We start from the raw sequence: 24596 nt of genomic DNA on the forward strand, positions 1-24596 counted from the left end.
TACTTTAGAACAAAATTGCCAGTAGGAAAGTTGATTAACTCAGCATAGATTGTCAGCAAGCAGCCTGTTGTTTGCGCTTTTTGCTAGAAATGTCAGCAAAGATAATAGAAAAAGGGTGAATCTCTACAAGAAGACCCATAATCGAGTTTTGTTCTTGGCTGTATCACGCCAAGACAGACGGCTTTTTGCCTTGGCGTTTGCAACGCTCAGAACAATATTTCACCTCTGACCAATCGCGTTGCCATTTTTTACGCCACGAAAAAGGGCGCTGGCAGATTGGACAAATCTTCTCGGGTAAATGTGGTTTCTTGTGAGCCATAATTCTCTATACGTAAGCCGCTATGATTTAGGATCAACCAATATGAGCGAGCGTATTAGGCTGCTTGATGAGCCAATGCGCTGCGACGCAGCTGTAGGATAATCAGCAAAATCAAAAAGCCGACAGCCAAACAGAATGGAAACAGCACAGTTGTCACCGAATAGGCTTCGAGCGCCACAACGGAACAGGCATTTCGTAAAATCATGATAATGAAGAACACACGGCTGTCTTCAAATGGACGATGGTAAGCTTTCCGAAAGGTCGGCCCAAAACCTATCATATCGATCGTGGTTAGAATCAGCACCGTCCACAAAGGATCATTGGTGAGATACCACAACGGCAAAGAGGCCAACGCAACGATCAAAAAGCCCCAATCCAGCTTTGTAATAGTGGCATCACCGCGTTTTATATAGGCTAAGAAGGCAATGAAAATCGTAATAAACCCAGATAACCCAATGGGCCATGCTCCTACGCCGCCCTCGGCTTCTAGCTGAGCAAAAAATACGATGGTCGTGGTAATACCCCAAATCACCCACGAAAACACATGAGGCTTCACCTTGCCACGCAAAATCAACGCAATGTAAGGCACAAAACCAGCCACAGCCAATGCAATCGCAATGCTGCTAAAAATAAGCTTTATATTAAAATCCATCTGCCGCTCCTGCTACATCCATCATGGTAGAACTTGATTCTACCGACTTCATCATGAAACAGGCGAACAAAATGCGTCAAATTTGCACCAAAATAGGTCGGTTTGTGTGGATGGTATCATTTTCAATCGACTTTAATTGTTCCAAAATCTACAAGGCGGCCAGAGGTAAACGTTTTTTATATCTGCTGGTCTAAAGCCCAAGCCAATACCTCAAAAATTTTCTCATCCGTACATTGCGCCACATTGAAACGAAGATAGTCATGGGCATTAAGAGACTGGCTAAAAACATTGCCGGGGGCGAGCACGACTCCTTTACTCAGACAGTCACGGGCTAGTTGAGTGGCGTTTTTACCTGTGGGTAATTGGCACCATAAAAACATACCGTCTTTCGGTTGAATCCAAGGCTGAATACCTAAGTTGATCAGCTTCTTCGTTGTGCTTTGTCGTTGTTTAGCAAGCCAGTGATGAAGTTTTTCCATGTGCTTACGATAGCCACTGTCTGTCAGTGTTTGTAAAACGATTTCACTGTCGAGGCGATTGCCACTGAATGATGTGGCGATTTTTAAGTCCACCAGTTGCTCTATCCAATCTTGCTTTGTGGCAATGTAACCGCAGCGTACTGAAGCCGATACTGTTTTGGAAAAACTCCCAATTTCAATGACTTGATCTAAACCATCCAAGGCCGCTAAACGGGGTGAGCGAGTGGTTTCCAAGTCGGCAAAAATATCATCTTCAACAATAACCAGTTCGGATGATTGGGCTAGTGTGAGTAATTTATGGGCAACATGTGGCGCTAAATGAGCCCCAGTGGGGTTATGGACACCTGAGTTGGTGAGATAAAGCCTAGGGTTATAGTCTTTTATTGCTTGCGCGAAACGCTCTAAGTCAGGCCCTGTGGGCGTATAGGGAATTCCAATAATCTTGACTCTATGTGCTTTTAATAAAGCGTGAAAATTAAAGTAGCAGGGATCGTCGACCAGCACGGTATCGCCTGGTGACAGCAGAAAGCGACCAATTAAATCAATGGCGTGAGTCCCAGACTCAGTGAGCATAATCTGTTCAGCAGTGACCTCAATATTATGGCTCAACATCCGACGTTGTAAAAAATGACGAAACGCTTGGGAGCCTTTCGGAGGCGCGTATTCAGTTAAATCTAAGGAATGAGTTCTGGCAAGGTTTCGCAGCGCGCGCTTTATACCTGATTGATAGAACCATTCAGAGGGAAGCCAGCCACAGCCCGGCATAAGTGAACCAGCTGTTGATTCCAACGATTCTCGTGAGACCCATAACGGGTCGATCTCCCGCGCTACTTTAGGGCCAATATGAGTGAGGTTTAAGGGCGCAATAGGGCCGGAAGTATAAAAGCCTGCTCCGGGACGAGACACAATACAACCTTCTGCTACGAGGCGATCGTAAGCTTCGACCACGGTAGAGATCGAAACCTGCATGGCTTTCGCCTGTGCACGAACGGAAGGTAAACGCGTATTAGGCAAATAGGCCCGCGACGCGATTTTTGACTCAATATCCTTCATGACCGATTCAATTAATGTGCCTGCACGAGCCATACTCTTCCTCTATTTTCAAACTGTATTGCCAATATAACCATAACAGTTTTTTTAAATTGTGTCGGTTTGTATCTCCTCTTATCACCCTTTTTTCGGTTTTATAGCGCTATTGTTTTTAGGGAGAATGATATGAAACAGGCAACACAAGGTTGGCTTAGTGGCTTCGTGGGTGTGGTGACTTTTGCTGGCTCGCTACCGGCAACACGCATCGCGCTGCAAGGCTTTGATCCTACTTTCTTGACGGTGGCTCGCGCTTCGATTGCTGGAATATTAGGTTTATTGTTTTTACTGCTACTCAAACAACCACGCCCTAATGCCTCACAAATTGTCACCCTCTTATTGAGTGCAATGGGCGTCGTGGTCGGCTTTCCTTTGCTGACGGCGTTGGCACTGCAATATGTCACCTCAGCGCATTGTGTGGTGTTTGTGGGCGTGCTTCCTATCTGTACTGCGCTGTTTGCCGTGCTAAGAGGTGGTGAGCGACCCAGTTGGCCGTTTTGGCTCTTTTCATTGGTGGGCGCAGCCTTAGTGATGGGCTATGCAGCCCTGGGTGTGGGTGAAGTTTCATTAATCGGGGATAGTTTGATGCTGGCGGCGATTGTTGCCTGCGGCATGGGGTATGCGGAAGGCGCACGCTTGTCACGAGTATTGGGTGGATGGCAGGTGATCTGCTGGTCTTTAGTCGTGTCTTTGCCCGTGATGCTGCCCTTGCTGTATGTGTTATGGCCCAGCTCATTTGCTTCGGTGACGACATCGGCATGGCTGGGGCTTGGCTATGTCTCTCTTTTTAGCATGCTGTTTGGCTTTATCTTCTGGTATAGAGGGCTGGCGCTAGGCGGCATTGCGGCGGTGAGCCAGTTGCAATTAATTCAACCATTTATAGGATTTTTACTGGCGGCTTGGCTACTACAAGAAAGCATCAGTTTAACCATGCTGTGGGTGACACTGGCAGCCGTTTTGTGCGTGGTGGGAACGAAGAAATTTTGTTAATGGGCACATAATAAAAGGGGCCAGATCCCTTAGGTGTTTAAGGGATCTGGCCCAATTATGTTGGCTGTTTCTCAGAATAAAAAATATGTAAATATTGATATATTAATCTTATTTGGTTATATTCTGAAAACAACTTATCCTTCTTCCACGCGTGGCGACATACAGACCCCTGGAGTTGGACGATGAAGCCGGCCTAGTGCCGGTTTTTTCACATCTAGGCCTCGGAAGGCCATTAACAAATATGGATATGGAAATTCATGTCTCGCTTCTTCTTTGAGCTTTTGTGTAAAGCTTATCAATCATTAAGATTTTCCAAAAAGCCTATATCTAGCATGAATACGAGAGTCTACATCGATGGCTACAACTTCTATTATGGCTGTTTAAAAGGTACATCTTATAAATGGCTTGACCCAGTTTCGCTTGTTGAAACCTTATTGGTGCGTTCTGGTGCACCCGAATCTACTCTCGACCAGCTAGCAGTGAAGTTCTTCACGGCTGAAATATCTGAACGTGCAGCATCGGATAGCAGCTCTTTGAATGACCAACGCGCTTACCATCTTGCTTTGCATAATCACCGCCAAGGTAGATTGCAGACCATAAAGGGCAACTACTCAATTGATAAAACCAAATTTCCAAAAGTTGAGCGAGATGAAAGAGGCAAAGAAAAAGAGCCTAAGTTTTCTGAGCGGGTGAAAATATGGAAAATGGAAGAGAAGCAAAGCGATGTTAATGTGGCTTTGGAAGCAGTCTATGATGCAGTGACAGACTTAACACTTGAGCACATTGTTTTTGTGACCAACGATACCGATATCATTCCTGCATTACAAAAAATTCAGTCTCATAATGCCTTGAAACAACGCTCTCCCGTCAAAATAGGCTTAATTATTCCAATGAGAAAGGGCGACTCAGAAAGACAAGGAAATAAGTCTTTAAAAGATTTTGCGGATTGGACGATCAAGTATATACATGAAGAAGAATTGCAAACCTCACAGCTACCGTGTCGCGTTGCTGGGGCGAAATCTGCCATAAAGCCTGTTAGTTGGTTTAAGTATCCAGAAAAAGTTCAAGAGGTTCTGAATACCCTTAGCCAGAAAGGCGTTGAAGGTAGTGTGCCAAAAGCGTGGAAATGGCTAGAGCGACCATTACATCCAGCCGATGGGCTGGAATATATTGAAGGTATTCCAGCCGAACTTATGGATGATGAAATTGCATTAGAAATCATCCATCAACATGCGCAAGCCTATGCAGACTACAAACAACGAAGTTGATGTATTCCGATCCGATTAATTTTTCATCTGGCCCAATTTTCGAAGAATTGCAGTCAGATGAAAGGTTATCTGACTGCAGTGGTGCACATAGGCTAATGGCTGCTACGCAGCAATATAGCCGCCTTCTAATGCCCATTTGCGCATTAGTGCCTGCCACTCATCTTTGGTGTATCGGTAAGCTTTACGCTGACGAATCATATCAGCCCATTCTTCATTGGCTTTGTTTAAATTCATCAAACCGAATTGCGCGCGTCTCTTGTTTAGGTTCTTTGGGTCAACGACATTGTCGCTGTATTCCACCCGATCACTGCGCTCATTGAAGTCATTGAATGCGCCAAAGATGGATGGTTGATAAGAGAGCGTTAACCAACGATCAATCGAGACTGCGTAATACCCTCCATAGCACTCGCCTAAAGGCAAAGCCTCACGCATTAATTCAGCACTTTGATACTGAAATTGACTGTTCTTCAAGCAGTTAATACCTAACCAGTAACACGCCTCCATTCCTTCTCGTCCAACGATTTGAGGGCCGACCCATCCGTATTTGTCATAGATCGCTTCGAGCATCTCGACGGACTCTTCATTAAAATCATCTAAGTGGTCGAACCAACCAGCTTTTTTAGGTGAATAACGGCGCATCATAGCGATACGCATAGCATTGCGTCGAGTTAACTGCTCAGCTAGAGCTGGGTCATAGTCGGCACTTGGTTGAGTGGATTTTTGAATGAATAACTTCAAGCGGCGCCAACTGGCAAAGCCATACTGTCGGGCCGTGACTCTCTGTGCATCTAGAATAGAAAAAGGTTGCGCTAAGACTTGCTCAGGTTGCAAATCTTGAAAAGAAGTATCGAAATGACTGATCAGCTCGACGACACTTGGATCGCCTGCGCGATGTTTAGATCGCAAAGCACGTGCGGCACGATGGAGATATTCAATGCTGGGATTATTTGGCAAGGTTTTCATTTAAGCTCTCCTACATAGGTTGCACTTAACTCGCGAAAGCACAGAAAGCTAAAATGTCATATAAAAGAGTGGAGCATTACAGGTAAGGTTAACCTTTTTCCGCGAGTCGGATGCGCCCTGAAGCACTGTGTGTGATTCTAAAAATTTCCAGTATGGGTTGCAAGGGAAATAGATTTTTCAGTTGTAGGCAATTGTTGGTAAATATTTAGTTCTATTGAAAAATATACTTATTTTCACTAGCATAGCCAGTGAGAGCTTCGGATATCCCTGCTTAGGCAGCTCACCGAAGACATACGAAGTAGAAGGCCATGCTTAGCATGGCTTTTTTCGTTTTAGGATTAATTTTTATCTGCCCCCAATTGTTCATTAACCAATATGGATATGGAAATTCATGTCTCACTTGTTCTCTGAGCTTTAATATCAAGCTGAGCCGTCAGCAAGAAACGCGAGCGAAGCGTTACCAAGCTTTATTCAAATACCACATCCCAGAAGAAGAACTCGGACGGATTCGATCCGCTACGCATTCAGATATGGCACTGGGAAACGAACGTTTCAAAGAGGAGATCGAGAAGCTAACGGGTAGGCGAGTGACGCCAAGAAAGCGCGGTAGGAAATCGAGTCAGATGGATTGATTTTTCATCTGCCCCCAATTGTTACAATTGTTACGAATTATGTTCGTATGAAAGCGATCCGGACTCTATCGCACCATTGACTCCGGCTGACTTATGGGTGGCCCCAATTGTTCAATTGTTAATGGCGAGTAGCCTTTTAAAACAATTGTTCGTCGTGCAAATATCGCTTATCTATGCCAGAATCTGATAAGAAAGGACTCTATGGGGAATTTAGAAGTCGAATGTCATGACATATGATGAAATGATACGAATCGCATACGTTGATTGGGGAGATGAAAGCCCCATAGCCGCAGCCTGTGAGAATATTGTGAAAAGAATTAGGGAAGGAACGCCTGATTCTTTTTCGCACCTCACATTTACCTCTATCCATAGGATTTCAAAATTAGATTTAAGCAGGGATCAGCTGATTTGTTTGGTTCAATACTTAAGTGGCGAAAGAGTGCCCTTGTTTAAAGTTGGTTTTGAATATATTGGAGAAAATGAAAGCTTCATTCTTGATTCAGAAAATAGCTATTATGCTAAAACTGAAGGTGCCATAGCTCATCCAGAAACTGGTGAAGTAATAGAGAATGTAAAAGCAGATGTTTATATGTTTTTCTATATCAGTTCGAGGGATAGGGATGAGTAAAGAGATTTCTGATTATTCATTAAAGGAACTGGAAGCTATACAAGACTATATGCCTACAGCAGGTGGTTTTCCGAGTAGAATTTTGGCCGCGGATAGGGGATATGATGTCTGGTTATTGCAACTTTATTCTGATATAGAAAATATTATAAAAGAGAAAATTAGGCCAATGGCTTCCTACATGCAAGATTATCAAGAAGACTGGTTTAATTTGGAGATTGCTTCAAGCCTAAAGCTTTTAGGATATCTGGCATCTCATGATTCTTGGACTAATGGTCATCCTGATATACTGGTTGAGAGTACTAAGGGGTTTAAATGGATTGGTGAGTCTAAAATCCATAGTTCATATGAGTATCTTTTAGAGGGTTTTAGACAGTTATGTGAGCGCTATTCATCTGGATTAGATAATGAGCATGAGGGTGCTATTCTCATTATTACTAAAAATAGCAGCATAAAAATTTTGATGGAAAAATGGCGTAAAAAACTCATTTCAGATAGTTATTATTATACTAATGGAATTAAAACAGAGGACTTAGATGCAGATAAACTTTTTTTTAGAAGTATTCATCCGCACTCTGTAAGTGGAACATCTTTTACTGTTAAGCATATTCCTATTTCTATACGATTTAATCCAACGGATAAGAGTGGAAGAAATAGGAAAAAATGAAATTAAGAAACTAGGTCTATGATTTTGTCATAGTTTGATTTCTTTGAGGCCATCTTGACAATTAAGTGATCTAAAAGTGTGATACTTGAGTTGCTTAAATCTCTATATTTCGAGTTCAAAGTTAGCTCAAACTCGTAACTGATCGATTCTTTATTGAAATTATCGCTCCATCGTTTAGATATTTTAAATGGGTCTATTTCTGTTTTTTCTCTTCCTCCTTCATGAAATAAACTTGTACGTACGTCTCCAGATGCATTCCTTCCTCGATCTTTTTCGTGGTGGATGTAACCATCATCCGTTGTGAAGCTAATTTCAACAACACGGCCAGTTTTGTTGTCGTTATATAACTCATCAATAGACTTAAAGAAATTCACTTTATTCCGGAAGGTTTCTAAGCTACATTTTGAAACTTCTTTGAACTCATTCTTAATTGATTCTAATATGGAATCTATATCTTTCTTGTTGCTTATGTCTGTCGCATCTATACGGATATCCAAGATTTTTTTTGACAGGTCTATGTTGACAATGTCAATATACTGTCTTGATAAATTTCTATATGCAGTGACCTTGTCAAACTTGCTTAGAAAAGTGAAAATCTCTTCGTTTTCATCATTTAGGGTTGGTTCTAACCTTATTCGTTCAGTTATTTTTCTGTTCGAAGAAAAGTAAAATGTTAATAAGTCTCCGTCTTCAATTAGATGGATTAGTTTAGCTTTCTCGTCTGATAATTCTAGTGTTTCTTCATCCAAATAGTATGGGAAGCTTTCCTTTTCAGGACTATCTAAGATAAAGATTTCTTTCGATGCTTTCTTGATATGGTCAATTGAATCATCATCAAGCTTAAATATTTGAACTGTTCTATTCCCACAAAGTAAGAGCTCATCATAGATTTTCTTAAATATGAGTAGGAAAGTTCTGCTCTTCATCTCATCCTTTTGAAAATCTTCCATTAAAGGATTTAGGGTTTTTTCGACACCTAAGTGCACCTCGTAATCATAATATTTTAATAAAGGCCTAAGCTGACTTTCCCAAGGCATTTTTTTGAACAATGACTTTGCTAGTTCTATTGCTTCCTGAGAGCTGTGCATAACTATTCCATTAACTAGATGTAAATTTATTCTTTTTACGTTAGGCGCCCAATGCGCCTCGTCCCAGTTGTTCCCAACTCCTGCTTCTACAAGTAGTGGTACATCAATCTAACTACTATTCTGTATGATGTCGACGATTTTTGTTTGAAATTTTCCTGGGTCTTTTTCGGCACTTCGAAGCTCAATTCATCGTGTACTTGCATGATCATTTTCACGTCCATGTCGTTTCCGCTATCAGCCGTGCATTATTGTTATGATCTATTTGATAATAATTTGGCACTTATATCTAGCCTAATTATTTCGGCGTTGCGAAGAATGAACGACTGATACATAATTACTCTTAACACGGCTCCTTTCAATGAGGCTACTTGATGTAGCTGATTTGCTTAGGAGTTTTTTTATGCTTAAAAAAGCTCTCGACTAGACCATTTTGGTTGTTTTACAGTCTACCTGAAGGGTCTTTATCACAGACTGTTTGTTGTCGGTTGCGATGGGTTGGCGTCAGTACTAAAATTGACCATGTAGAAGGGCTTAACATATGACTCATTACTGGATTGTCCATATGTTCTTACGCTACCAATGATTCGCCAGTGACATCATTGTTGATGGTTAGACTAAACATTGTTTAGTCACCCTGACCCCAAAGAGCTAAAGGGCTGCCACGAACTATCATTTTTCATTTTAAAAGAGAGCATTTGTCTTTCTCTTTTTTATGTTTGTTAAAAAGTCGCAATGATTGTTCAGAGGGGGGCTGTGATAGGCGCTTACAATGCCGTAAAAGGTTCTGAGAACATGTTTCAATGTGTTTATAACATTGCGCAAAGCTAGCGAGTGTTTTAGTATTGCATTTAACACGGCCCCTGCCTCTTGGCTCTTCGGAGTTTACGCGGGGGTTTTTTGTGTCCACCATTCTTGCCAGTATTCTGGTGCACCCATGTCTTTAATCGAGCAGGTTTTATCTGATTTTAGTTCAGGAAAGCTCTCTAGCATCTGCTCTATCCTGATATGCCAATGAGTATTTGGACAAATCCCTAAAATAAGGTGTCTTACAATCGCGATAAGTAGAAGTGGCTTAGCGATCAAGTCTTGCTTTCCGATAAAGTTATCGCACCATTCGATCTGACCAAGGTTTGGTAGTTTAGGCTGATCAATGATGTTGCGGTTCCAAAGTCTGCTGTGATGAGCAACAATATTCCTTAAGTAGTTTAGTGACCTTAGCCAACTGGCGAATACAGAGAAATCTTGTACTCCATATTTCTGAGCAATTTGTGCCTGATCTTTGGTTTGCATCATCGAAAAAAGCTGAGACATGGAGCCAAAATCCCAAATTTCGATCGCTATCCATATTGGTAGGTCTTCGCCTGGGTATCGCGTATGGAAGTGTTTTACGAAGTCTTCTTTAGAGCGCTTTAGTAATCCCGAGTACTTTTCTTGCCATGCCTCGAAGGCAGGTTTACCACGAAACTTTTTATTGGCAAATGTGGGGTGGAAGAGAGTTTTGTCTCGGTATGCAAAAGCATCTTTAGTACCAAGTAAGTAGGCCATATCGACTCTAAGCGCGATTTCGATTCTTTCTAGTGCATCGGTGAGACTCAGGCGCAAAGATTTATCAAATAGATATAGGTTAACGGCATCTAAAAAGTGGGTGTTTTTATAAAAATCATCTTGCGCTTTCAGAACGAGTTTATTGTTCTGTTTATTCATCTCTAATTGGAAGGTACGAAATGGGTACCAATATGCGCTTAACCGATAATAGCCAATTCGCTCTAGGTATGAGCGAGCCTGATTAGGTTCACCAATGTTCATTCCACGAACTTTGAGCAATCTCAGTTGCTCTTCAAAGGATTTCCAAGGTTTTTGGTATTTCATAAAGCATCCTTGCTTTTAAATGTTATTTTTAATGCGCCTCGTCCCAATTATTGCCAATCCCAGCCTCTACAAGCAAAGGCACGTCAATCTGGCTACTATTCTGCATGATGTCGACGATTTTCTCTTTGGCTGCGTCGAGGTCTTTTTCGGCGACTTCGAAGATGAGTTCATCGTGTACTTGCATGATCATTTTCACGTCTAGGTCGGTGTCTGCTAGCCAGTCGTGCATTTTGATCATGGCGCGTTTGATGATGTCGGCGGCGGAGCCTTGCATCGGTGCGTTGATCGCGGTGCGTTCGGCGGCTTGGCGCATCATGGCGTTTTTCGCTTTGATGTCTGGCAGGTACAAACGACGACCGTAGATGGTTTCTACGTAGCCTTTTTCTTTCGCGCCTTCGCGGGTGTTTTCCATGTATTGCTGTACGCCTGGGTAACGTTCGAAGTAGCGTTTGATGTATTTACCGGCTTCTGGACGACCGATGCCAAGCTGCTTAGCGAGACCAAAGGCAGACATGCCGTAGATCAAGCCGAAGTTGATGGCTTTGGCGCGGCGGCGTTGTTCTGTGGTGACTTCGTCTAGGCTGACTTCGAAGACTTCCGCTGCGGTGGCTTTGTGTACGTCGGCGTCTTTGGTGAAGGCGTCTAATAAGCCCGGATCTTGCGACAAGTGCGCCATGATGCGTAATTCGACTTGCGAGTAGTCGGCTGCAACCAGTTTGTAGCCTTTAGGCGCAACAAAAGCTTGGCGAATACGACGGCCTTCAGTAGAACGAATCGGAATGTTCTGCAAGTTTGGATCGGTCGAAGACAAACGTCCCGTCGCGGTAATGGCTTGGTGGTAAGAGGTATGAATGCGGCCGGTTTTTTGGATCATCTCCGGCAGTTTGTCTGTGTAAGTGGATTTCAACTTAGACAGGCTGCGGTGTTCCATGATCAAACGAGGCAGTTCATAGTCTTGCGCCAGTTCTTGCAAGATTGGTTCGGCGGTGGATGGCTGGCCTTTTGGGGTTTTCTTGATAACGGGCAAGCCTTGTTTTTCGAACAAAATAACTTGAAGTTGTTTTGGCGAACTTAGGTTAAAGCTTTCGCCCGCTTCTTCGTGGGCTTTGATTTCTAGCTCTTGTAGCTTGCCTGCGATTTCAGCGCTTTGGGCGTGAAGCAGTTCAGGATCAATCAAGGCGCCGGTTTGTTCCATTTTCGCCAAGACCGGAATCAGTGGGCATTCGATGTCTTTAAAGATGCTGACCAATTCTGGTGTGGTTTCGATTTTTGGCCAAATCGCTTGATGCAAACGCAAGGTAATGTCGGCGTCTTCGGCGGCGTAAAAGGCAGCCACTTCTAAGTCGATTTGGTTGAAGGTTTTTTGCTTGGCACCTTTGCCGGCGATCTCTTCAAAGCTCACGTTGGTGTGGCCGAGGAACTTGCTCGCCAATGTGTCCATGTCGTGGCGGGAGCTTACTGAGTTGTAAACGTAAGATTCCAACATGGTGTCGTAAGCGATGCCGCGCAAGGTGATGCCATAGTTGTTTAGCACGTTAGCGTCGTATTTAAGATGTTGGCCGACTTTCGCTTGGCTGTCGTCTTCGAGCCAAGGTTTAAGTTGCTCTAGCACCCAAGCGCGATCCAGCTGTTCTGGTGCGCCTTCGTAATCGTGCGCCACTGGAACGTAAGCGGCTTCGCCTGCTTTGATGGAGAAGGACAGGCCAACCAGCTCTGCTGCCATGTAGTTGAGGGACGTGGTTTCTGTGTCGAAGGCAACAAGATCAGCGGCTTGGATTTTTTCCAGCCACTTGGCGAAGCTGGCTTTGTCTAAGACAGTTTCGTAGTTGGCTTCAATATCGGATTTAACGGGCGTTTCTACTTGTCCGTCTTTTTGTTCAGAGGCGATGTTGCCGACTGTGTCGCTGGCGCTTTCGACGCTTGGCGCTTTGTCTAGGTCAGTTAGCCAAGTTTTGAATTCTAGCTTGGTGAACCATTCTCGCAGTTTGTCTTTGTCTGCTTCGCCGTTTTTCAATTCTTGAGGGTCGAAGGGCAGTTCCACGTCGCATTTGATGGTCGCTAGGGTGTAAGACAGCTCGGCCATCTCTTTGTTGTCTTCCATCTTTTTCGCCATGGTTTTGGAACCACGGAAGCCCAAATCGGCGATCTCGTCTAAGCGATTGTAAATGTCTTTGATGCTGCCAAGACCTTGCAATAAGGCTAGGGCCGTTTTCTCACCCACGCCCGGTACGCCGGGGATGTTGTCGACCTTGTCGCCCATTAGAGCTAGGTAATCGATAATGAGTTCTGGCGGAATGCCGAATTTGTCTTTTACGCCTTGGATGTCCATGACGGTGTTGTTCATGGTATTCACAAGGGTAACTTTTTCAGTAACCAGCTGCGCCATGTCTTTGTCGCCAGTAGAGACAATCACTTCACGACCCGCTTCGCCCACTTGTTTGGCGATGGTGCCGATCACGTCGTCGGCTTCTACATTATCGATGATGACCAGCGGCAAGCCCATGGCTTCCACCATGCGGTGAATCGGTTCGATTTGTGGGCGCAGGTCGTCTGGCATGGGTGGACGGTGCGCTTTGTATTCGCTGTAGATCTCGTCGCGGAAGGTTTTGCCCTTGGCGTCAAAAATGATCACCATTGGAGAGTTCGGGTACGTTTTGATTAGGCTGCGGATCATGCTGATCACTCCACGCGTGGCGTTGGTCGGGTGACCGTCGCTGGTGTGCATGGGTGGAATCGCGTGGAATGCTCGGTAAAGATAAGACGAGCCGTCTACTAGAACCATAGGTGGAGTTTGTGTTGTAGAATCCGTAGCCAAAATAGAACCTCTTTGTGAATCGGCAAATATGAGGTCTATTCTATGTGTTTGAGCGTGTTTTTACAGCCAAAATGGCGGATAAGTTTTGAAAGCTTTTTCTGTGGAGGTTCTAGCTTACTGGCGAACGTTGCTGCGATAGACTGTCGTTGTAAATAACGGATTGATCTCGGCCATTGTTTTTTGCGCTATAGAGCGCCTTGTCTGCTTGTTCGACCAATGCAAAAAAGTGCTCATGAGCCGCGATGTTTGAAACACCCACACTAACGGTTACTTTTCCTACGGTTTTGTAAGGCAAGGCTCCTAGGGAGTTTTGAAACATAGTGCCAATGTAGGGCAAGGTGCTGGTTTTAGGGTTGACCAATACAACAGCAAATTCTTCGCCTCCCCAGCGCGTTATGATGTGTTTTTCAAAGTAAATAGAGCGAAGGCGAGAGGCCACTTCTACTAAAACATGGTCGCCAGTACCATGACCGTAACGGTCATTGATATTTTTAAAATAATCTATGTCGATCAGTAAGACACAGATTTTATCATCTTGATTGAGTTGCCCCATCCAATTCTGTAAACCTCGACGATTGTACAGATCCGTTAAGAAGTCTCGTCCTGCTTCTTCTTCCGTTCTTCTCAATAAAGACGCGACGCTGTCTAAATGACGCAGGATTCGTCTTTGATAAGGCAAAATAGAGCAGAGCAAAAGGCTGGCGGGTCCCAGTAGTGACAAAATTTCATAACCGCGCTGCGAATGGAGTTCATTAGGGTGAAGTACCAAGTAATGCAAAATCGGTAGACTGATAATTAGCCAAACAAGCGCGACGGTATTTTTGTAGGCCTTGGGCAGCATGATCATGCCAATTGCCACAGCTGAGATCATTACACCGGTTATTGGAGGGAATTCATCAATGAAGCGCCACTTCCCAAGCCACGCCATGATAAGAAAATAGTAAGTGGCGGGAACCAAGGAAAACAATCCAACGAAGGCACAAAGTTTAATAACAAGGTTGGCGTGTTTTAGCGGGTTCTGATGCAAATACGCCAGTAATATCAGCATGCTGGCGACATTAAATCCAGGGACAAGCACATCAATTATGTGACCACGTGGAAACACAGCGAAGAACACCAAAAATAAAAAGCTGCTCAAACAAAAGGCGATCAGCATTCTGTAGATGGTGGATATCTTGATGTCATTTTGTACGTTTTGGTTTTTCATTTCTATGATTGTAAGGTGTTCCCACCATTATAAAATTCTATAATAGATAGTTTGCTTCTTTTCGTCTGTTGTCTCTTCGTGAACATATGTTTTTTAAGTTGTCTGAGATGTAAAGGGAAAAGAGGGAGGTGAGATAAATTGTGTACAGAAAAAGGCCTATTTATGTGAGTTAGAATTGACCTTTCGAAGCGAATTGTAGAGCATAGGCAATAATTTTTTCATTCCACCCCTTTTAGACAACAATAGGTAAAAACTTGGCTGTTTACACTTCCCTTTCGGACTCTGACATGCGCGCCTTAGTGGCCGATTATTATTTAGGTGAACTGGTTTCGTTCCAAGGCATTTCCGGCGGGGTAGAAAATACCAACTATTTTTTGAACACCACCACAGGAAAGTATGTGGTGACCTTGTTTGAAGAGTTTGATTTAGACGAAGTTCCTTACTTTTTAGATGTAGTCGCACACTTGAAACACAAAGGTTTTAATGTTCCAGCGGCCTTGATTGATATCCATGGTGAGCGCTTACGTGAAGTAAATGGTCGCCCGACTATTATTGTTGATTGCTTCCCCGGTGGAGAGCTAAAAGGCACGGATGAAAACTCTTGCCGACTAATGGGCGAAGCCTTGGCGAAGCTGCACATTGCGGGCGAAGACTTCCCTGTTCATCGCGATAGCCACCGTGGTGTGGCGTGGTGGCACAAAACCAGCCAAGCTATTGCCAGTGAGCTAGAGCCTGAACAAGCCGAGTTATTGTTATCACAAATCGCTGAATTTGATGCGTTTATCGCGGAACACCCAAACCTTCCTAAGACCACGATTCACGGTGATTTGTTTTACAACAACACCTTGTTTGAAGGCAACAAGTTGTCTGCCATTATCGATTTCTACAATGCCTGCCATTCTTGGGTAATGTATGACTTAGCTATTGTGGTAAACGATTGGTGTTCGGATATGGCGACAGGTGAGTTAGATAAAGCCAAGTATAAGGCGTTAATAAAAGCCTATTTGCATGAGCGTGAAGCGAGCCCAGAAGAAGTGCTTGCTTGGCCGCATATGTTAAAAATCGCCGCGTTGCGTTTTTGGTTGTCGCGTTTGGAGGCTTGGCATGGCGCGAAGCATGATCCAGAGCGTTTGGCGCAGCAACATGATCCGCTCGAATTCCAACGTATTTTAGAATCTCGAGTGCAATACACTCCAAGCTTAGTCGAGTTCCTATAAGGCACTGTTTATAAAGGGTCACAGTATGATGCGTTTTTGGTTGTGTTTATGCGTTACGGCACTATTTGCAGGGTCTGCGATGGCGCATCCACATGTTTGGGTGGATTCGCAGTATCGTGTCACAGTGGATCAAGCGAAGATCGACAAACTGGAAGCCACATGGGAGCTGGATCTTTTTACATCGACAAGCTTGATTGCAGAATACGACGTAGACGGTGATGGCGAGCTAACAGGCCAAGAAAAGCTCGACATGATCGACGTGCTTAAGAGCTTTGAAAATTACGGCTTTTTTATCAAAATGAAGCAAGATGGCGCAGATTTGCTGCCAGAACAAGTGCATGTTGCGGATGTTCGCATTCGTGACCAAATGTTGTGGATTCGCCTAGCCATCGATTTGCCTAGTCCTGTGAATCTGGAAACATCGACATTAAGCTTGGCCTTTGGTGACGACGAATTGTATTTCGCCATGGAGCCATTAGAAGAAGGGCTAGTGCGTTTGTCTGGTGCTTTATCCGAAGTGTGTACGCCAGTAGAACGTGAAGCGACCGAAACATCGGTGGCGGTTTGGGTTGATTTAACGTGTCAGCCTTAATCTAATGATCATCTCGTGATTCTTTTCAACGCCTCATACAAAGGTTTAAGCACATGTTAGAACATTTCCAATGGTTGCCTTTCTTAGCCGCTATCACGGTACTGACGATGAGTCCGGGTGTGGATACTATTTTGGTGATGCGTAACGCGGCGTCTGGCGGCTGGCGATTGGGCTTTTTGACTAGCTTGGGGATTTGCATGGGGCTGTTTGCTCATGCAACCGTATCGGCGCTGGGGTTGTCGGTCATTCTGCTAGGTTCTGCGGGATTATTTACGGCGTTTAAATTAGCGGGCGCTGCGTATCTGGTGTATTTGGGTGTACAAGCGATTCGCAGTGCGATGAAACCTGTCGGCATGACGTTTAATGATGCTAAAAATCCAAAAGCAATAACGGCATGGGGCAGCTTTCGCCAAGGCATTTTGTCTAATGTGTTGAACCCAAAACCGATTATTTTTTACATGGCATTTTTGCCGCAGTTTATTGACCCTAGCCATTCTGCCTTGGCGCAATCTCTTTTCATGGCCTCACTGCACTTTATCATCGCAATGGTGTGGCAAACGTTTCTTGCACTTATGGTTCATAAGGCGCGAGTTTGGCTGGCGCGACCAAAAGTGGCGTTGGTCTTAGATGGCCTAACTGGCGTATTGCTATTGGGCTTTGGTGTAAAACTCGCATTGAGTCAACGCTGATCGCGGGGCTTTGTGCTTTACTGGTGATTCCCTTAAATGAGTTTATTGATCTCGACTTCGATTAAGTTCTTCTTTCTTTTCGCGCCGTTTTTTGTGCTGTCTATGTTTCTTGCGTTAACCCGCGGAGAATCTTCGGCATCCCGTCGACAAGTGGCAAATAAAGCCATTATTGCGTCGGTCGCGATTTCTATTGTGTTGCTGTTTTTTGGCGGCAGTTTGTTTGCCGTATTGGGTATCACGCTGGATTCTTTTCGTATTGGCTCTGGTATATTGTTGTTTATGTCGGCGTTGAGTTTGGTGCGAGACGGAACGCGTAACCATGCCGTTGGCATGCCAAGTGAAGAACGTGATGACGTGTCGGTTGTGCCATTAGCGGTGCCGACCATTATTGGGCCTGCGACCATAGGTACGATTCTGGTTTATGGTGCTGAGTTGCAAGGCTGGGATTTGTTCATCGGTTTGTGCGGTTTGTTGTTGGCCTTGGGAACCTTGGCGATCATTCTGTATTCTGGTTCCTTGATCGAGAAAATGTTGGGTCGAACAGGGTTGAATGTGTTGTCTAAAATTACCGGTTTGATCTTGGCGGCCATGGCTGCGCAAATCTTTATGAGCGGTGTGATGGGCTTTATAGAACCAGTCACAACGGCTGTTAGCTAAAGGGTTATGCGTTAATCTTGTACAAAATGCGGCGTTTCTAGGCTTTGGCTTCTCCTTGGGTTTTACTTGTTATATCATAACAAAATTCTATCCAATCTCGGTGAGAGCCAATTATGGCAAAGAACGTCGCTTTTTTATTGTTATCTTTTTTATGTCTCAACTCGCCTCTTTATGCCGCGATGGATTTTGCGGTGTATCAAGATTTTATCCAGTGGGTGATTTCTCAGCAGGCAACGTTTCATCGTGAGCTAGTGTCTTTAGTTCGCTCTATTAGTAAGGGCGGCAGTCCGGTTTTGTTGTGGGGATTAATCTCTACGAGCTTCTTTTACGGTGTGTTTCACGCGGCAGGCCCAGGTCATGGTAAGGCGGTTATTTCCGCTTATATGCTGGCAAGCAAAGCCCCGCTTCGTCGTGGTATTAGCCTTGCGTTCTTGTGTGCTGGCGTTCAGGCGGTGATGGCTATATTGGTTATTGTGGTGCTGAGCCAAGTGTTTTCTTTGGCGGGAAAAGCGATGCAAATCAGCCGCTTTTTTGAAGTAGCGAGTTTTGCTGCCGTTGGTTTGATCGGCGTGTGGATCTTTGTGCGTTTGTTACGCGGTAAATCTGGTTGTGGTCATGATCACTCGCAAGATCACCTAGAAGAGCATCACAGCCACGATCACGCACATCATGGGCATAGCCATGACGGTCATGCACACTCACACGGTCATTCTGATGATCACGCTTGTTGTTCGCATCACGCGAATGAAGCGAAGACCGCTCGTCGAAGTATTTGGGCGATGGTGGCTGCGGTTGGTATTCGGCCTTGTACAGGGGCGATTTTGGTTTTGTTATTTTCCGTGAGTACGGGCATTTTTGTTTGGGGCTTGGTGGCGACTTTTGCCATGGCGCTAGGCACCGCTATTACAGTGGCGGCTTTGGCGGGCGTCAGTGTCTTTGTTCGTGATACCGGCTTTGCGTTAAGCAGTGAGCATCGTGTTTGGCGACAACGAGTATCGCGCACCTTTGGTTTTATTGCCGCTTTCGCTTTGATTATCATCAGTACTTCAATGATTTGGAGCTACTTAAGTAATGCAGGAAGGGCTTTCTAATGAAACATGAAGACGCACATCAGCACGTACACCACAATCATAATGACTGTATCGAGAGCGCGCTAAGCACGGCGGAAGCATTATGTATTCAGCAAGGGCAGCGCCTGACAAAAGTACGCCGTCGTGCCTTGGAGTTGATTTGGGAAAGCCATCGTCCGCTAGGCGCTTATCAGTTATTGGCGAAACTGGCGGAAGAAGGGTTCAACTCGGCACCGCCAACTGTGTATCGCGCCTTGGATTTTTTGCTGGGGGCGGGTCTTATCCACAAAGTGGAATCGATGAACGCCTACCTTGGTTGTGCCCATGCAGACAAAGCGCACAAAGGGTATTTTTTGATTTGCGATGAATGTCACAATGTTATGGAATTTGATTACCAAGACATTCACGCTGCGTTGGTTGAAAAAGCCGCGCGCCAAGGCTTTGAATTACGAGCAGAAACCATCGAATTAACGGGTTTATGTGAGAAGTGTAAGGAAAAATCAGTAGGAGCAAGCGCGTGAGTAAGCGATTGGTTGCCTTTGACAATATTGGCATTGCGTTTGACGGTCGGGTGTTGCTCGAAAACATCGATATGACAATCAGTGAAGGTGAGATTGTCACCTTGATTGGCCCTAACGGCAGCGGCAAAAGTACGCTGATTCGTACCCTGCTCGGTTTGCAAGAAGCCACTTCTGGCGAAGTGGTAAGACATAAGACATTGCGCATTGGTTATATGCCGCAAAAGCTACATATTGATCCAACCTTGCCATTAACGGTGAAGCATTTCTTAGCCTTGGTTCGTGGTGTTGATAAACAGCAAATCCTTCCGACCTTAGAAAAACTGGGTATTGCTCATTTGTTGCAATCCCAGGTGCATGTTTTGTCAGGCGGTGAAACGCAGCGTGTTTTATTAGCGCGGGCTTTGCTGAATCGACCGAATTTATTGGTGCTCGATGAGCCAGTGCAAGGCGTGGATGTGAATGGTCAGGTGGAACTTTACAACCTGATTGAAGGCATACGAAATGAGCTAAATTGCGGCGTTTTGATGGTTTCCCATGATTTGCATTTGGTGATGGCAAAAACCGATACCGTGGTGTGTATTAACCAGCACGTGTGCTGTTCTGGCAGCCCACAACACGTCACGGGTCACCCCGCTTATCAAGCCTTATTTGGCGTGCCGGGAGCAGACGAGTCCATCGCTATTTATGCCCATCAGCACGATCACGTTCATGATGAACACGGCAGTATTTTGTCGGACGACGGCGATGCTCACGCCCATTGTAAACATCATTAATCACACCTAAGTTAGCCGATATTGGAGTTAGTAAAACCATGTTAGATCTTTTGCTCAGAGCCTTGTTTGGTGGGTTGGGTGTGGCGGCGGTCGCAGGTCCGTTAGGGGCGTTTGTTGTTTGGCGTCGCATGGCGTATTTCGGTGACACCTTGGCGCACTCTGCCTTGTTAGGGGTGGCGTTAGGTTTCTTATTAGACATCAACTTGAATCTAGCGATTATTGTGTTGTGTGTGGGTTTGGCTTTAGTGCTGGTTACCTTGCAGAAGAAGCACATTATCGCCACCGATACTTTGTTGGGGATTTTGGCTCATTCCGCGTTATCGTTAGGTTTGGTGGCGGTGAGTTTTCTCGACAATATCCGCATCGATTTGATGGCCTATTTGTTTGGCGATTTGTTGGCGATTAATCAGGCCGATGTGTATTGGATTTATGCTGGTGGTTTGTCGGTTATCGCCTTATTGGTGGCTTTCTGGAAGCCTCTACTTGCGGTTACTGTAAACGAGGAGCTGGCAAAAGTAGAAGGTTATCCGGTAGAAGCCATTCGTTTATTGTTAATGTTGTTGGTGGCCTTGGTGATTGCGGTCGCGATGAAAATCGTCGGTGTGTTGTTGATTACCTCTTTGATGATCATTCCTGCTGCCACGGCGCGTAAGTTGTCGAAGACGCCTGTGCAGATGGCCTCTTTCGCCAGCATGATTGGTTGCTTGTCTGTCTGCGGTGGTTTGTGGGCGTCTTATCGTTGGGACACACCAACTGGTCCAAGTGTTGTTGTCTGCGCGGCTTTGCTGTTTTTAGTGGCTTATACCTTGCCGTTTAAGCGTCTTCGCTAGTTGAGTCGGTCGTATGCTCGGCGAACTTATTGATCGTCCGATTCTTTTGTTTTGGAATAGGACTTTGATAAGTCGCGGATCATCTCCATTTGTTTGCCAAATTGGCGGCAGGGGCCACACATTGATATGTGCATGGCTAGATGGATTTTTTCCTTAGCGGATAAAGGGCGATCCAGTTTCTCCGAGAGCAATTGGGTCGCTTGTTTGCATTTCATCATATTACGACGTCTCCTTTTGAAACCAGTGATCTTCTAAACATTCTCTTAATCGTAGACGAGCGCGGTATAAAGTGACGTTTAGGCTGCTTACCGATACCTCTTCGTTATGGCAAATTTCGGGTGTGTCCATTTCAAGAAATTCGCGCATCATAAATAATCGAGCGTATTTGGTGGGTAGCGCATCTAAGCAAGCATCGAAAATTCGCCAAAAGTGTTGGTTCTCTACGCTGTGTTCGGGCTGATCCCATTTCTTCGGACGTTCGTCTTTTTGCCAATGACCATTTGCTTCGAACAGATGCTCTATTAAGGCATCGCCATTGAGGTTCGGCCCGTTTTCGAGCTGACTGGCTGCAGTGAGGCGTTTTTCCTTACGCAACTGGTCGATTAGCTTGTTCTTTAAGATAGAGAATACCCAAGTTTTAAAAGCCGCTTGGCGTGCAAAGCGATCAATGTTTTGAAAGGCAGAGATCATCGCTTCTTGCACGGCGTCTTCGGCTAACTGATTGTCTCGTACTTGAAGCCTTGCGAATTTCAGCATTTGCGAGCGTAATGCTTCAATAAAAGCCGTATCTTCAAAGAGGCTTGCTGCAGAATTGTCTAATTCTGCAGCGAGGTTCGCATTTGTCATTCGTTTTCTGCTTGCGCAAGGTACTCGTCTTTCAATTTGACGTAGTTAAGGCCCGCATATTGAAAGTACTCGATTTCTTTATCGTTAAGTGGACGAACTTGTTTGACTGGCGACCCCATGTACATAAAACCAGACTCTAAACGTTTGCCTGGTGGTACTAAAGAGCCTGCGCCGATAATCACTTCGTCTTCAATCACAGCACCATCAAGAATGGTTGTGCTCATACCCACCAGTACTCTGCTACCAATGGTGCAGCCATGCAACATCGCCATATGGCCTACGGTCACATCGTCGCCGATGGTAAGCGGATGGCCTTCAGGCTTGTAAGTGCTGGCATGCGTAATGTGCAAGCAGGAGTTGTCTTGAATACTGGTGCGAGCGCCAATGCGAATACGGTGCATATCGCCACGAATTGCAACCAAAGGCCATACTGAACTGTCTTCGCCAATGTTAACGTCGCCAATAATCACGGCACTGTCGTCGACCCAAACACGGTCACCAAGTTGTGGTGTTTTGCCACGGAAAGATTTCATCACCATATAATGCTCACTTACAAAGAGGTTGGTTTATAGAATGTGCTAATAAATGAAGGAACTATTAACACAATAGCGTTTTATGCATTGAAAAAGTGTTAAGACAACCTATCTTAGTAGGAATAGTATTGATTAATGCAATGCAGCGTTCAATTTATAAAAGGATATCATGATATGTCACAGTCTGTATGGGACGCGACCAGCTTACCGAATTTTACTGGAATTGATGTTGCGAACATCGAAGCAGATCTAGAGAAACTGCTGAAGCACAGTCAAGCTGCTATTGAGGCTTGTGTGAGCGAGAACAGCAATCCAACATGGGAAAGCCTTGTTTTGCCCTTGGATCAACTGCACGACGACTTAAACAATTTTTGGTCTCCAATCAGCCATTTGAACTCAGTAAAAAACACCCCAGATTTGCGAGCAGCGTACAACGCTTGTTTGCCAAAATTGACACAGTTCTATACCGATCTTGGGCAAAATAAAGCTTTGTACCAAGCTTACAAAAATCTTGCTGAAAGTGAGGCAGCGAAAACGCTAAGCCAAGCTCAAAGCGAAGCCTTGGCGCAAACGATTCGTGATTTCGAATTGTCTGGTGTCGGCTTAGAAGGCGATGCCAAGAAACGTTATGGTGAGATCAGCCAGCGTTTGTCTGAACTTAGCAGCCAATTTGGCGAAAACGTTTTGGATGCGACACAAGCGTGGAGCAAATTAATCACCGACGAAAGTGAGTTGTCAGGCTTGCCTGAGTCTGCTCTGGCGCAAGCGAAGCAAATGGCACAAGCCAAAGACAAAGACGGTTGGTTATTCACCCTAGACTTTCCATCTTACATGCCAGTAATGAGTTACGCTGACAACGCGGAATTACGCGAAGAAATGTATCGTGCCTTTGCGACTCGCGCGTCTGATCAAGGTGGCGACATCAAATTTAATAACGCACCTTTGATCGACGAAATTTTAGAGTTACGCCATGAAATGGCTCATATTCTCGGCTTTGATAATTACGCTGAATTGTCCGTTGCCACGAAAATGGCCGACAATGGTCAGCAGGTGATCGATTTCTTGGAAGACCTTGCTAAAAAATCAAAAAGCTCGGCAGAACAAGATCTTGCACAATTGACGGCCTTCGCAAAAGACGAAAATGGCGTGGAAGAATTGAACGCTTGGGACATGACTTACTACGCAGAGAAATTGCGTCAACATAAGTTCAGTATTTCCCAAGAAGAGCTGCGTCCTTACTTCCCGATGAACAAAGTGTTATCCGGATTGTTTCACGTGGCACAAACCTTATTTGGCGTGGATATTCGCGAAGAAAAAGAATTTGATAGCTATAACAAGGACTTGCAGTTATTCACCATTAGCAAGGATGGCGAAGACGTATCTCGCTTCTATCTCGATCCGTATGCACGCGAAGCAAAACGCGGTGGGGCATGGATGGATTCTTGTCGTACTCGTCGACGTTTGAGTGATGACCGTTTGCAGCTGCCAATTGCCTATCTTGTGTGTAATTTTACGCCACCTATAGGTGACAATCCTGCTTTGCTTACTCATAACGAAGTGACCACCTTATTCCATGAATTTGGTCACGGTTTGCATCACATGTTGACGCAGGTGGACGTTTCTTCTGTGTCGGGTATCAATGGCGTGGCGTGGGATGCGGTCGAGTTACCAAGTCAATTTATGGAAAACTGGTGCTACGAGCCTGAAGCGCTGGCTCATATTGCAGGTCATTACGAAACCGGTGAACCGCTGCCACAGGACTTATTAGACAAGATGCTAGCGGCGAAGAACTTCCAATCTGGTATGCAGATGATGCGTCAATTGGAATTTTCTTTGTTCGATTTCCGTTTGCACATGGAATATCAAAAGGGCATTTCCGTTCAATCGGTACTTGATGATGTTCGTAGCAAAGTGGCGGTGACCACACCACCTGAATTTAACCGCTTCCAAAACAGCTTCTCGCATATTTTTGCTGGTGGCTACGCGGCGGGTTATTACAGCTACAAATGGGCGGAAGTTTTGTCGGCGGATGCTTTTTCGAAATTCGAAGAAGAGGGTATCTTCAATAAAGATACGGGCGCACGCTTCCGTGATACCATATTGGCCAATGGCGGCTCTCGTCCAGCAGCGGAATTATTCGCTGAATTCCGTGGCCGTGAGCCAAGCACCGATGCCTTATTGAGACACAGCGGCATCGCGGCATGAATA

Annotated in this window: 24 protein-coding genes; 13 read left to right on the plus strand and 11 right to left on the minus strand. The window is 44.9% G+C overall.

Going from position 1 to position 24596, the window contains the following annotated elements:
* Positions 1–163 precede the first annotated feature (163 nt).
* The 3 genes from C1X04_RS00950 to C1X04_RS00960 form a co-directional block, all read right to left on the minus strand.
* Positions 164–319 carry a DUF2256 domain-containing protein gene (locus tag C1X04_RS00950; RefSeq protein ID WP_137168930.1) on the minus strand — a complete coding sequence of 52 codons (156 nt, stop codon included), beginning with the start codon at positions 317–319 and terminating at the stop codon, positions 164–166.
* Between the two features lie 55 nt (positions 320–374).
* Positions 375–971, minus strand: coding sequence for a hypothetical protein (locus C1X04_RS00955; RefSeq protein WP_137168931.1), 597 nt, complete (start codon positions 969–971; stop codon positions 375–377).
* Between the two features lie 176 nt (positions 972–1147).
* Positions 1148–2536 carry a PLP-dependent aminotransferase family protein gene (locus tag C1X04_RS00960; RefSeq protein ID WP_137168932.1) on the minus strand — a complete coding sequence of 463 codons (1389 nt, stop codon included), beginning with the start codon at positions 2534–2536 and terminating at the stop codon, positions 1148–1150.
* A gap of 129 nt (positions 2537–2665) precedes the next feature.
* Between C1X04_RS00960 and C1X04_RS00965 the strand changes: the two genes are divergently transcribed.
* On the plus strand, positions 2666–3526 hold the full coding sequence (locus tag C1X04_RS00965; protein ID WP_137168933.1) for a DMT family transporter: 861 nt from the start codon (positions 2666–2668) through the stop codon (positions 3524–3526).
* A 332-nt stretch (positions 3527–3858) separates the two neighbouring features.
* Entirely contained in the window at positions 3859–4794 is a 936-nt protein-coding gene (locus C1X04_RS00970; protein WP_137168934.1) for an NYN domain-containing protein, read from the plus strand.
* Between the two features lie 102 nt (positions 4795–4896).
* Here the strand turns inward: C1X04_RS00970 and C1X04_RS00975 are convergent, their stop codons facing one another.
* Positions 4897–5757 (minus strand): DUF6624 domain-containing protein, encoded by an 861-nt coding sequence (locus C1X04_RS00975; protein WP_137168935.1) that lies wholly within the window; start codon positions 5755–5757, stop codon positions 4897–4899.
* Between the two features lie 858 nt (positions 5758–6615).
* On the opposite strand from C1X04_RS00975, the gene C1X04_RS00980 reads away from it, so the two are divergent.
* Positions 6616–7017, plus strand: a complete 402-nt coding sequence (locus C1X04_RS00980) for a hypothetical protein (RefSeq protein ID WP_137168936.1) — start codon at positions 6616–6618, stop codon at positions 7015–7017.
* Positions 7010–7681 (plus strand): hypothetical protein, encoded by a 672-nt coding sequence (locus C1X04_RS00985; RefSeq protein ID WP_137168937.1) that lies wholly within the window; start codon positions 7010–7012, stop codon positions 7679–7681. Before C1X04_RS00980 ends, C1X04_RS00985 begins: the two co-directional genes overlap by 8 nt.
* 2 nt (positions 7682–7683) lie before the next feature.
* On the opposite strand, the gene C1X04_RS00990 is transcribed toward C1X04_RS00985, so the two are convergent.
* From C1X04_RS00990 to C1X04_RS01005, 4 genes are all read right to left on the minus strand, one after another.
* Entirely contained in the window at positions 7684–8769 is a 1086-nt protein-coding gene (locus tag C1X04_RS00990; RefSeq protein WP_137168938.1) for a hypothetical protein, read from the minus strand.
* Positions 8770–9651: 882 nt separating this feature from the next.
* Positions 9652–10638 carry an Abi family protein gene (locus C1X04_RS00995; protein ID WP_137168939.1) on the minus strand — a complete coding sequence of 329 codons (987 nt, stop codon included), beginning with the start codon at positions 10636–10638 and terminating at the stop codon, positions 9652–9654.
* A 28-nt stretch (positions 10639–10666) separates the two neighbouring features.
* Complete coding sequence (gene polA / locus C1X04_RS01000; protein WP_137170684.1) at positions 10667–13420, minus strand: DNA polymerase I; 2754 nt, start codon at positions 13418–13420, stop codon at positions 10667–10669.
* Positions 13421–13562: 142 nt separating this feature from the next.
* Positions 13563–14660 carry a GGDEF domain-containing protein gene (locus tag C1X04_RS01005; protein WP_137168940.1) on the minus strand — a complete coding sequence of 366 codons (1098 nt, stop codon included), beginning with the start codon at positions 14658–14660 and terminating at the stop codon, positions 13563–13565.
* 254 nt (positions 14661–14914) lie between these two features.
* On the opposite strand from C1X04_RS01005, the gene C1X04_RS01010 reads away from it, so the two are divergent.
* From C1X04_RS01010 to znuB, 8 genes are all read left to right on the plus strand, one after another.
* Positions 14915–15877 (plus strand): homoserine kinase, encoded by a 963-nt coding sequence (locus C1X04_RS01010; protein ID WP_137168941.1) that lies wholly within the window; start codon positions 14915–14917, stop codon positions 15875–15877.
* Positions 15878–15902: 25 nt separating this feature from the next.
* Complete coding sequence (locus C1X04_RS01015) at positions 15903–16469, plus strand: DUF1007 family protein (protein WP_254682302.1); 567 nt, start codon at positions 15903–15905, stop codon at positions 16467–16469.
* Positions 16470–16522: 53 nt separating this feature from the next.
* Entirely contained in the window at positions 16523–17158 is a 636-nt protein-coding gene (locus tag C1X04_RS01020; RefSeq protein ID WP_110574556.1) for a LysE family translocator, read from the plus strand.
* A gap of 36 nt (positions 17159–17194) precedes the next feature.
* Positions 17195–17815 (plus strand): MarC family protein, encoded by a 621-nt coding sequence (locus tag C1X04_RS01025; RefSeq protein ID WP_110574558.1) that lies wholly within the window; start codon positions 17195–17197, stop codon positions 17813–17815.
* Between the two features lie 113 nt (positions 17816–17928).
* Complete coding sequence (locus C1X04_RS01030; protein ID WP_137168942.1) at positions 17929–18906, plus strand: nickel/cobalt transporter; 978 nt, start codon at positions 17929–17931, stop codon at positions 18904–18906.
* Positions 18906–19406 (plus strand): Fur family transcriptional regulator, encoded by a 501-nt coding sequence (locus tag C1X04_RS01035; RefSeq protein ID WP_137168943.1) that lies wholly within the window; start codon positions 18906–18908, stop codon positions 19404–19406. The genes C1X04_RS01030 and C1X04_RS01035 overlap by 1 nt, the downstream gene beginning before the upstream one ends.
* Positions 19403–20179: a zinc ABC transporter ATP-binding protein ZnuC gene (gene znuC / locus C1X04_RS01040; RefSeq protein ID WP_110574564.1), complete on the plus strand. Its 777-nt coding sequence runs from the start codon at positions 19403–19405 to the stop codon at positions 20177–20179. The genes C1X04_RS01035 and znuC overlap by 4 nt, the downstream gene beginning before the upstream one ends.
* 38 nt (positions 20180–20217) lie before the next feature.
* The gene (gene znuB, locus C1X04_RS01045) at positions 20218–21009 is read left to right on the plus strand and encodes a zinc ABC transporter permease subunit ZnuB (RefSeq protein ID WP_137168944.1); all 792 of its coding nucleotides are present in this window, start codon (positions 20218–20220) and stop codon (positions 21007–21009) included.
* Between the two features lie 26 nt (positions 21010–21035).
* Here znuB and C1X04_RS18725 read toward each other — a convergent pair whose 3' ends face one another.
* From C1X04_RS18725 to C1X04_RS01060, 3 genes are read right to left on the minus strand one after another with little or no spacing between them, the layout of a single operon-like run.
* Positions 21036–21227 carry a zf-HC2 domain-containing protein gene (locus C1X04_RS18725; RefSeq protein ID WP_110574569.1) on the minus strand — a complete coding sequence of 64 codons (192 nt, stop codon included), beginning with the start codon at positions 21225–21227 and terminating at the stop codon, positions 21036–21038.
* Position 21228: 1 nt separating this feature from the next.
* A complete protein-coding gene (locus C1X04_RS01055) occupies positions 21229–21855 on the minus strand; it encodes an RNA polymerase factor sigma-70 (protein ID WP_110574571.1) in 627 nt (208 codons plus the stop codon).
* Entirely contained in the window at positions 21852–22394 is a 543-nt protein-coding gene (locus C1X04_RS01060; protein ID WP_137168945.1) for a gamma carbonic anhydrase family protein, read from the minus strand. The genes C1X04_RS01055 and C1X04_RS01060 overlap by 4 nt, the downstream gene beginning before the upstream one ends.
* A 168-nt stretch (positions 22395–22562) precedes the next feature.
* Here C1X04_RS01060 and prlC point away from each other — a divergent pair, with 168 nt between their 5' ends.
* Positions 22563–24593: an oligopeptidase A gene (gene prlC, locus C1X04_RS01065; RefSeq protein ID WP_137168946.1), complete on the plus strand. Its 2031-nt coding sequence runs from the start codon at positions 22563–22565 to the stop codon at positions 24591–24593.
* The last annotated feature ends 3 nt before the right edge of the window (positions 24594–24596 follow it).

The sequence above is a fragment of the Marinomonas sp. FW-1 genome (assembly GCF_005222245.1).
Lineage (GTDB): Bacteria > Pseudomonadota > Gammaproteobacteria > Pseudomonadales > Marinomonadaceae > Marinomonas > Marinomonas alcarazii.

Bases quoted from the DNA above. Each gene is read 5' to 3' on its own strand.
- C1X04_RS01015 (WP_254682302.1), top strand. From the start codon at position 15,903: ATGATGCGTTTTTGGTTGTGTTTATGCGTTACGGCACTATTTGCAGGG.
- prlC (WP_137168946.1), top strand. From the start codon at position 22,563: ATGTCACAGTCTGTATGGGACGCGACCAGCTTACCGAATTTTACTGGA.
- C1X04_RS01020 (WP_110574556.1), top strand. From the start codon at position 16,523: ATGTTAGAACATTTCCAATGGTTGCCTTTCTTAGCCGCTATCACGGTA.
- C1X04_RS00980 (WP_137168936.1), top strand. From the start codon at position 6,616: ATGACATATGATGAAATGATACGAATCGCATACGTTGATTGGGGAGAT.
- C1X04_RS00955 (WP_137168931.1), bottom strand. From the start codon at position 971: ATGGATTTTAATATAAAGCTTATTTTTAGCAGCATTGCGATTGCATTG.
- C1X04_RS00990 (WP_137168938.1), bottom strand. From the start codon at position 8,769: ATGCACAGCTCTCAGGAAGCAATAGAACTAGCAAAGTCATTGTTCAAA.
- C1X04_RS00995 (WP_137168939.1), bottom strand. From the start codon at position 10,638: ATGAAATACCAAAAACCTTGGAAATCCTTTGAAGAGCAACTGAGATTG.
- C1X04_RS00960 (WP_137168932.1), bottom strand. From the start codon at position 2,536: ATGGCTCGTGCAGGCACATTAATTGAATCGGTCATGAAGGATATTGAG.
- C1X04_RS18725 (WP_110574569.1), bottom strand. From the start codon at position 21,227: ATGATGAAATGCAAACAAGCGACCCAATTGCTCTCGGAGAAACTGGAT.
- C1X04_RS00975 (WP_137168935.1), bottom strand. From the start codon at position 5,757: ATGAAAACCTTGCCAAATAATCCCAGCATTGAATATCTCCATCGTGCC.
- polA (WP_137170684.1), bottom strand. From the start codon at position 13,420: ATGGTTCTAGTAGACGGCTCGTCTTATCTTTACCGAGCATTCCACGCG.
- C1X04_RS00985 (WP_137168937.1), top strand. From the start codon at position 7,010: ATGAGTAAAGAGATTTCTGATTATTCATTAAAGGAACTGGAAGCTATA.
- C1X04_RS01005 (WP_137168940.1), bottom strand. From the start codon at position 14,660: ATGAAAAACCAAAACGTACAAAATGACATCAAGATATCCACCATCTAC.
- C1X04_RS01060 (WP_137168945.1), bottom strand. From the start codon at position 22,394: ATGGTGATGAAATCTTTCCGTGGCAAAACACCACAACTTGGTGACCGT.
- znuB (WP_137168944.1), top strand. From the start codon at position 20,218: ATGTTAGATCTTTTGCTCAGAGCCTTGTTTGGTGGGTTGGGTGTGGCG.
- C1X04_RS00970 (WP_137168934.1), top strand. From the start codon at position 3,859: ATGAATACGAGAGTCTACATCGATGGCTACAACTTCTATTATGGCTGT.
- C1X04_RS01025 (WP_110574558.1), top strand. From the start codon at position 17,195: ATGAGTTTATTGATCTCGACTTCGATTAAGTTCTTCTTTCTTTTCGCG.
- C1X04_RS00965 (WP_137168933.1), top strand. From the start codon at position 2,666: ATGAAACAGGCAACACAAGGTTGGCTTAGTGGCTTCGTGGGTGTGGTG.
- C1X04_RS01055 (WP_110574571.1), bottom strand. From the start codon at position 21,855: ATGACAAATGCGAACCTCGCTGCAGAATTAGACAATTCTGCAGCAAGC.
- C1X04_RS00950 (WP_137168930.1), bottom strand. From the start codon at position 319: ATGGCTCACAAGAAACCACATTTACCCGAGAAGATTTGTCCAATCTGC.
- C1X04_RS01035 (WP_137168943.1), top strand. From the start codon at position 18,906: ATGAAACATGAAGACGCACATCAGCACGTACACCACAATCATAATGAC.
- C1X04_RS01030 (WP_137168942.1), top strand. From the start codon at position 17,929: ATGGCAAAGAACGTCGCTTTTTTATTGTTATCTTTTTTATGTCTCAAC.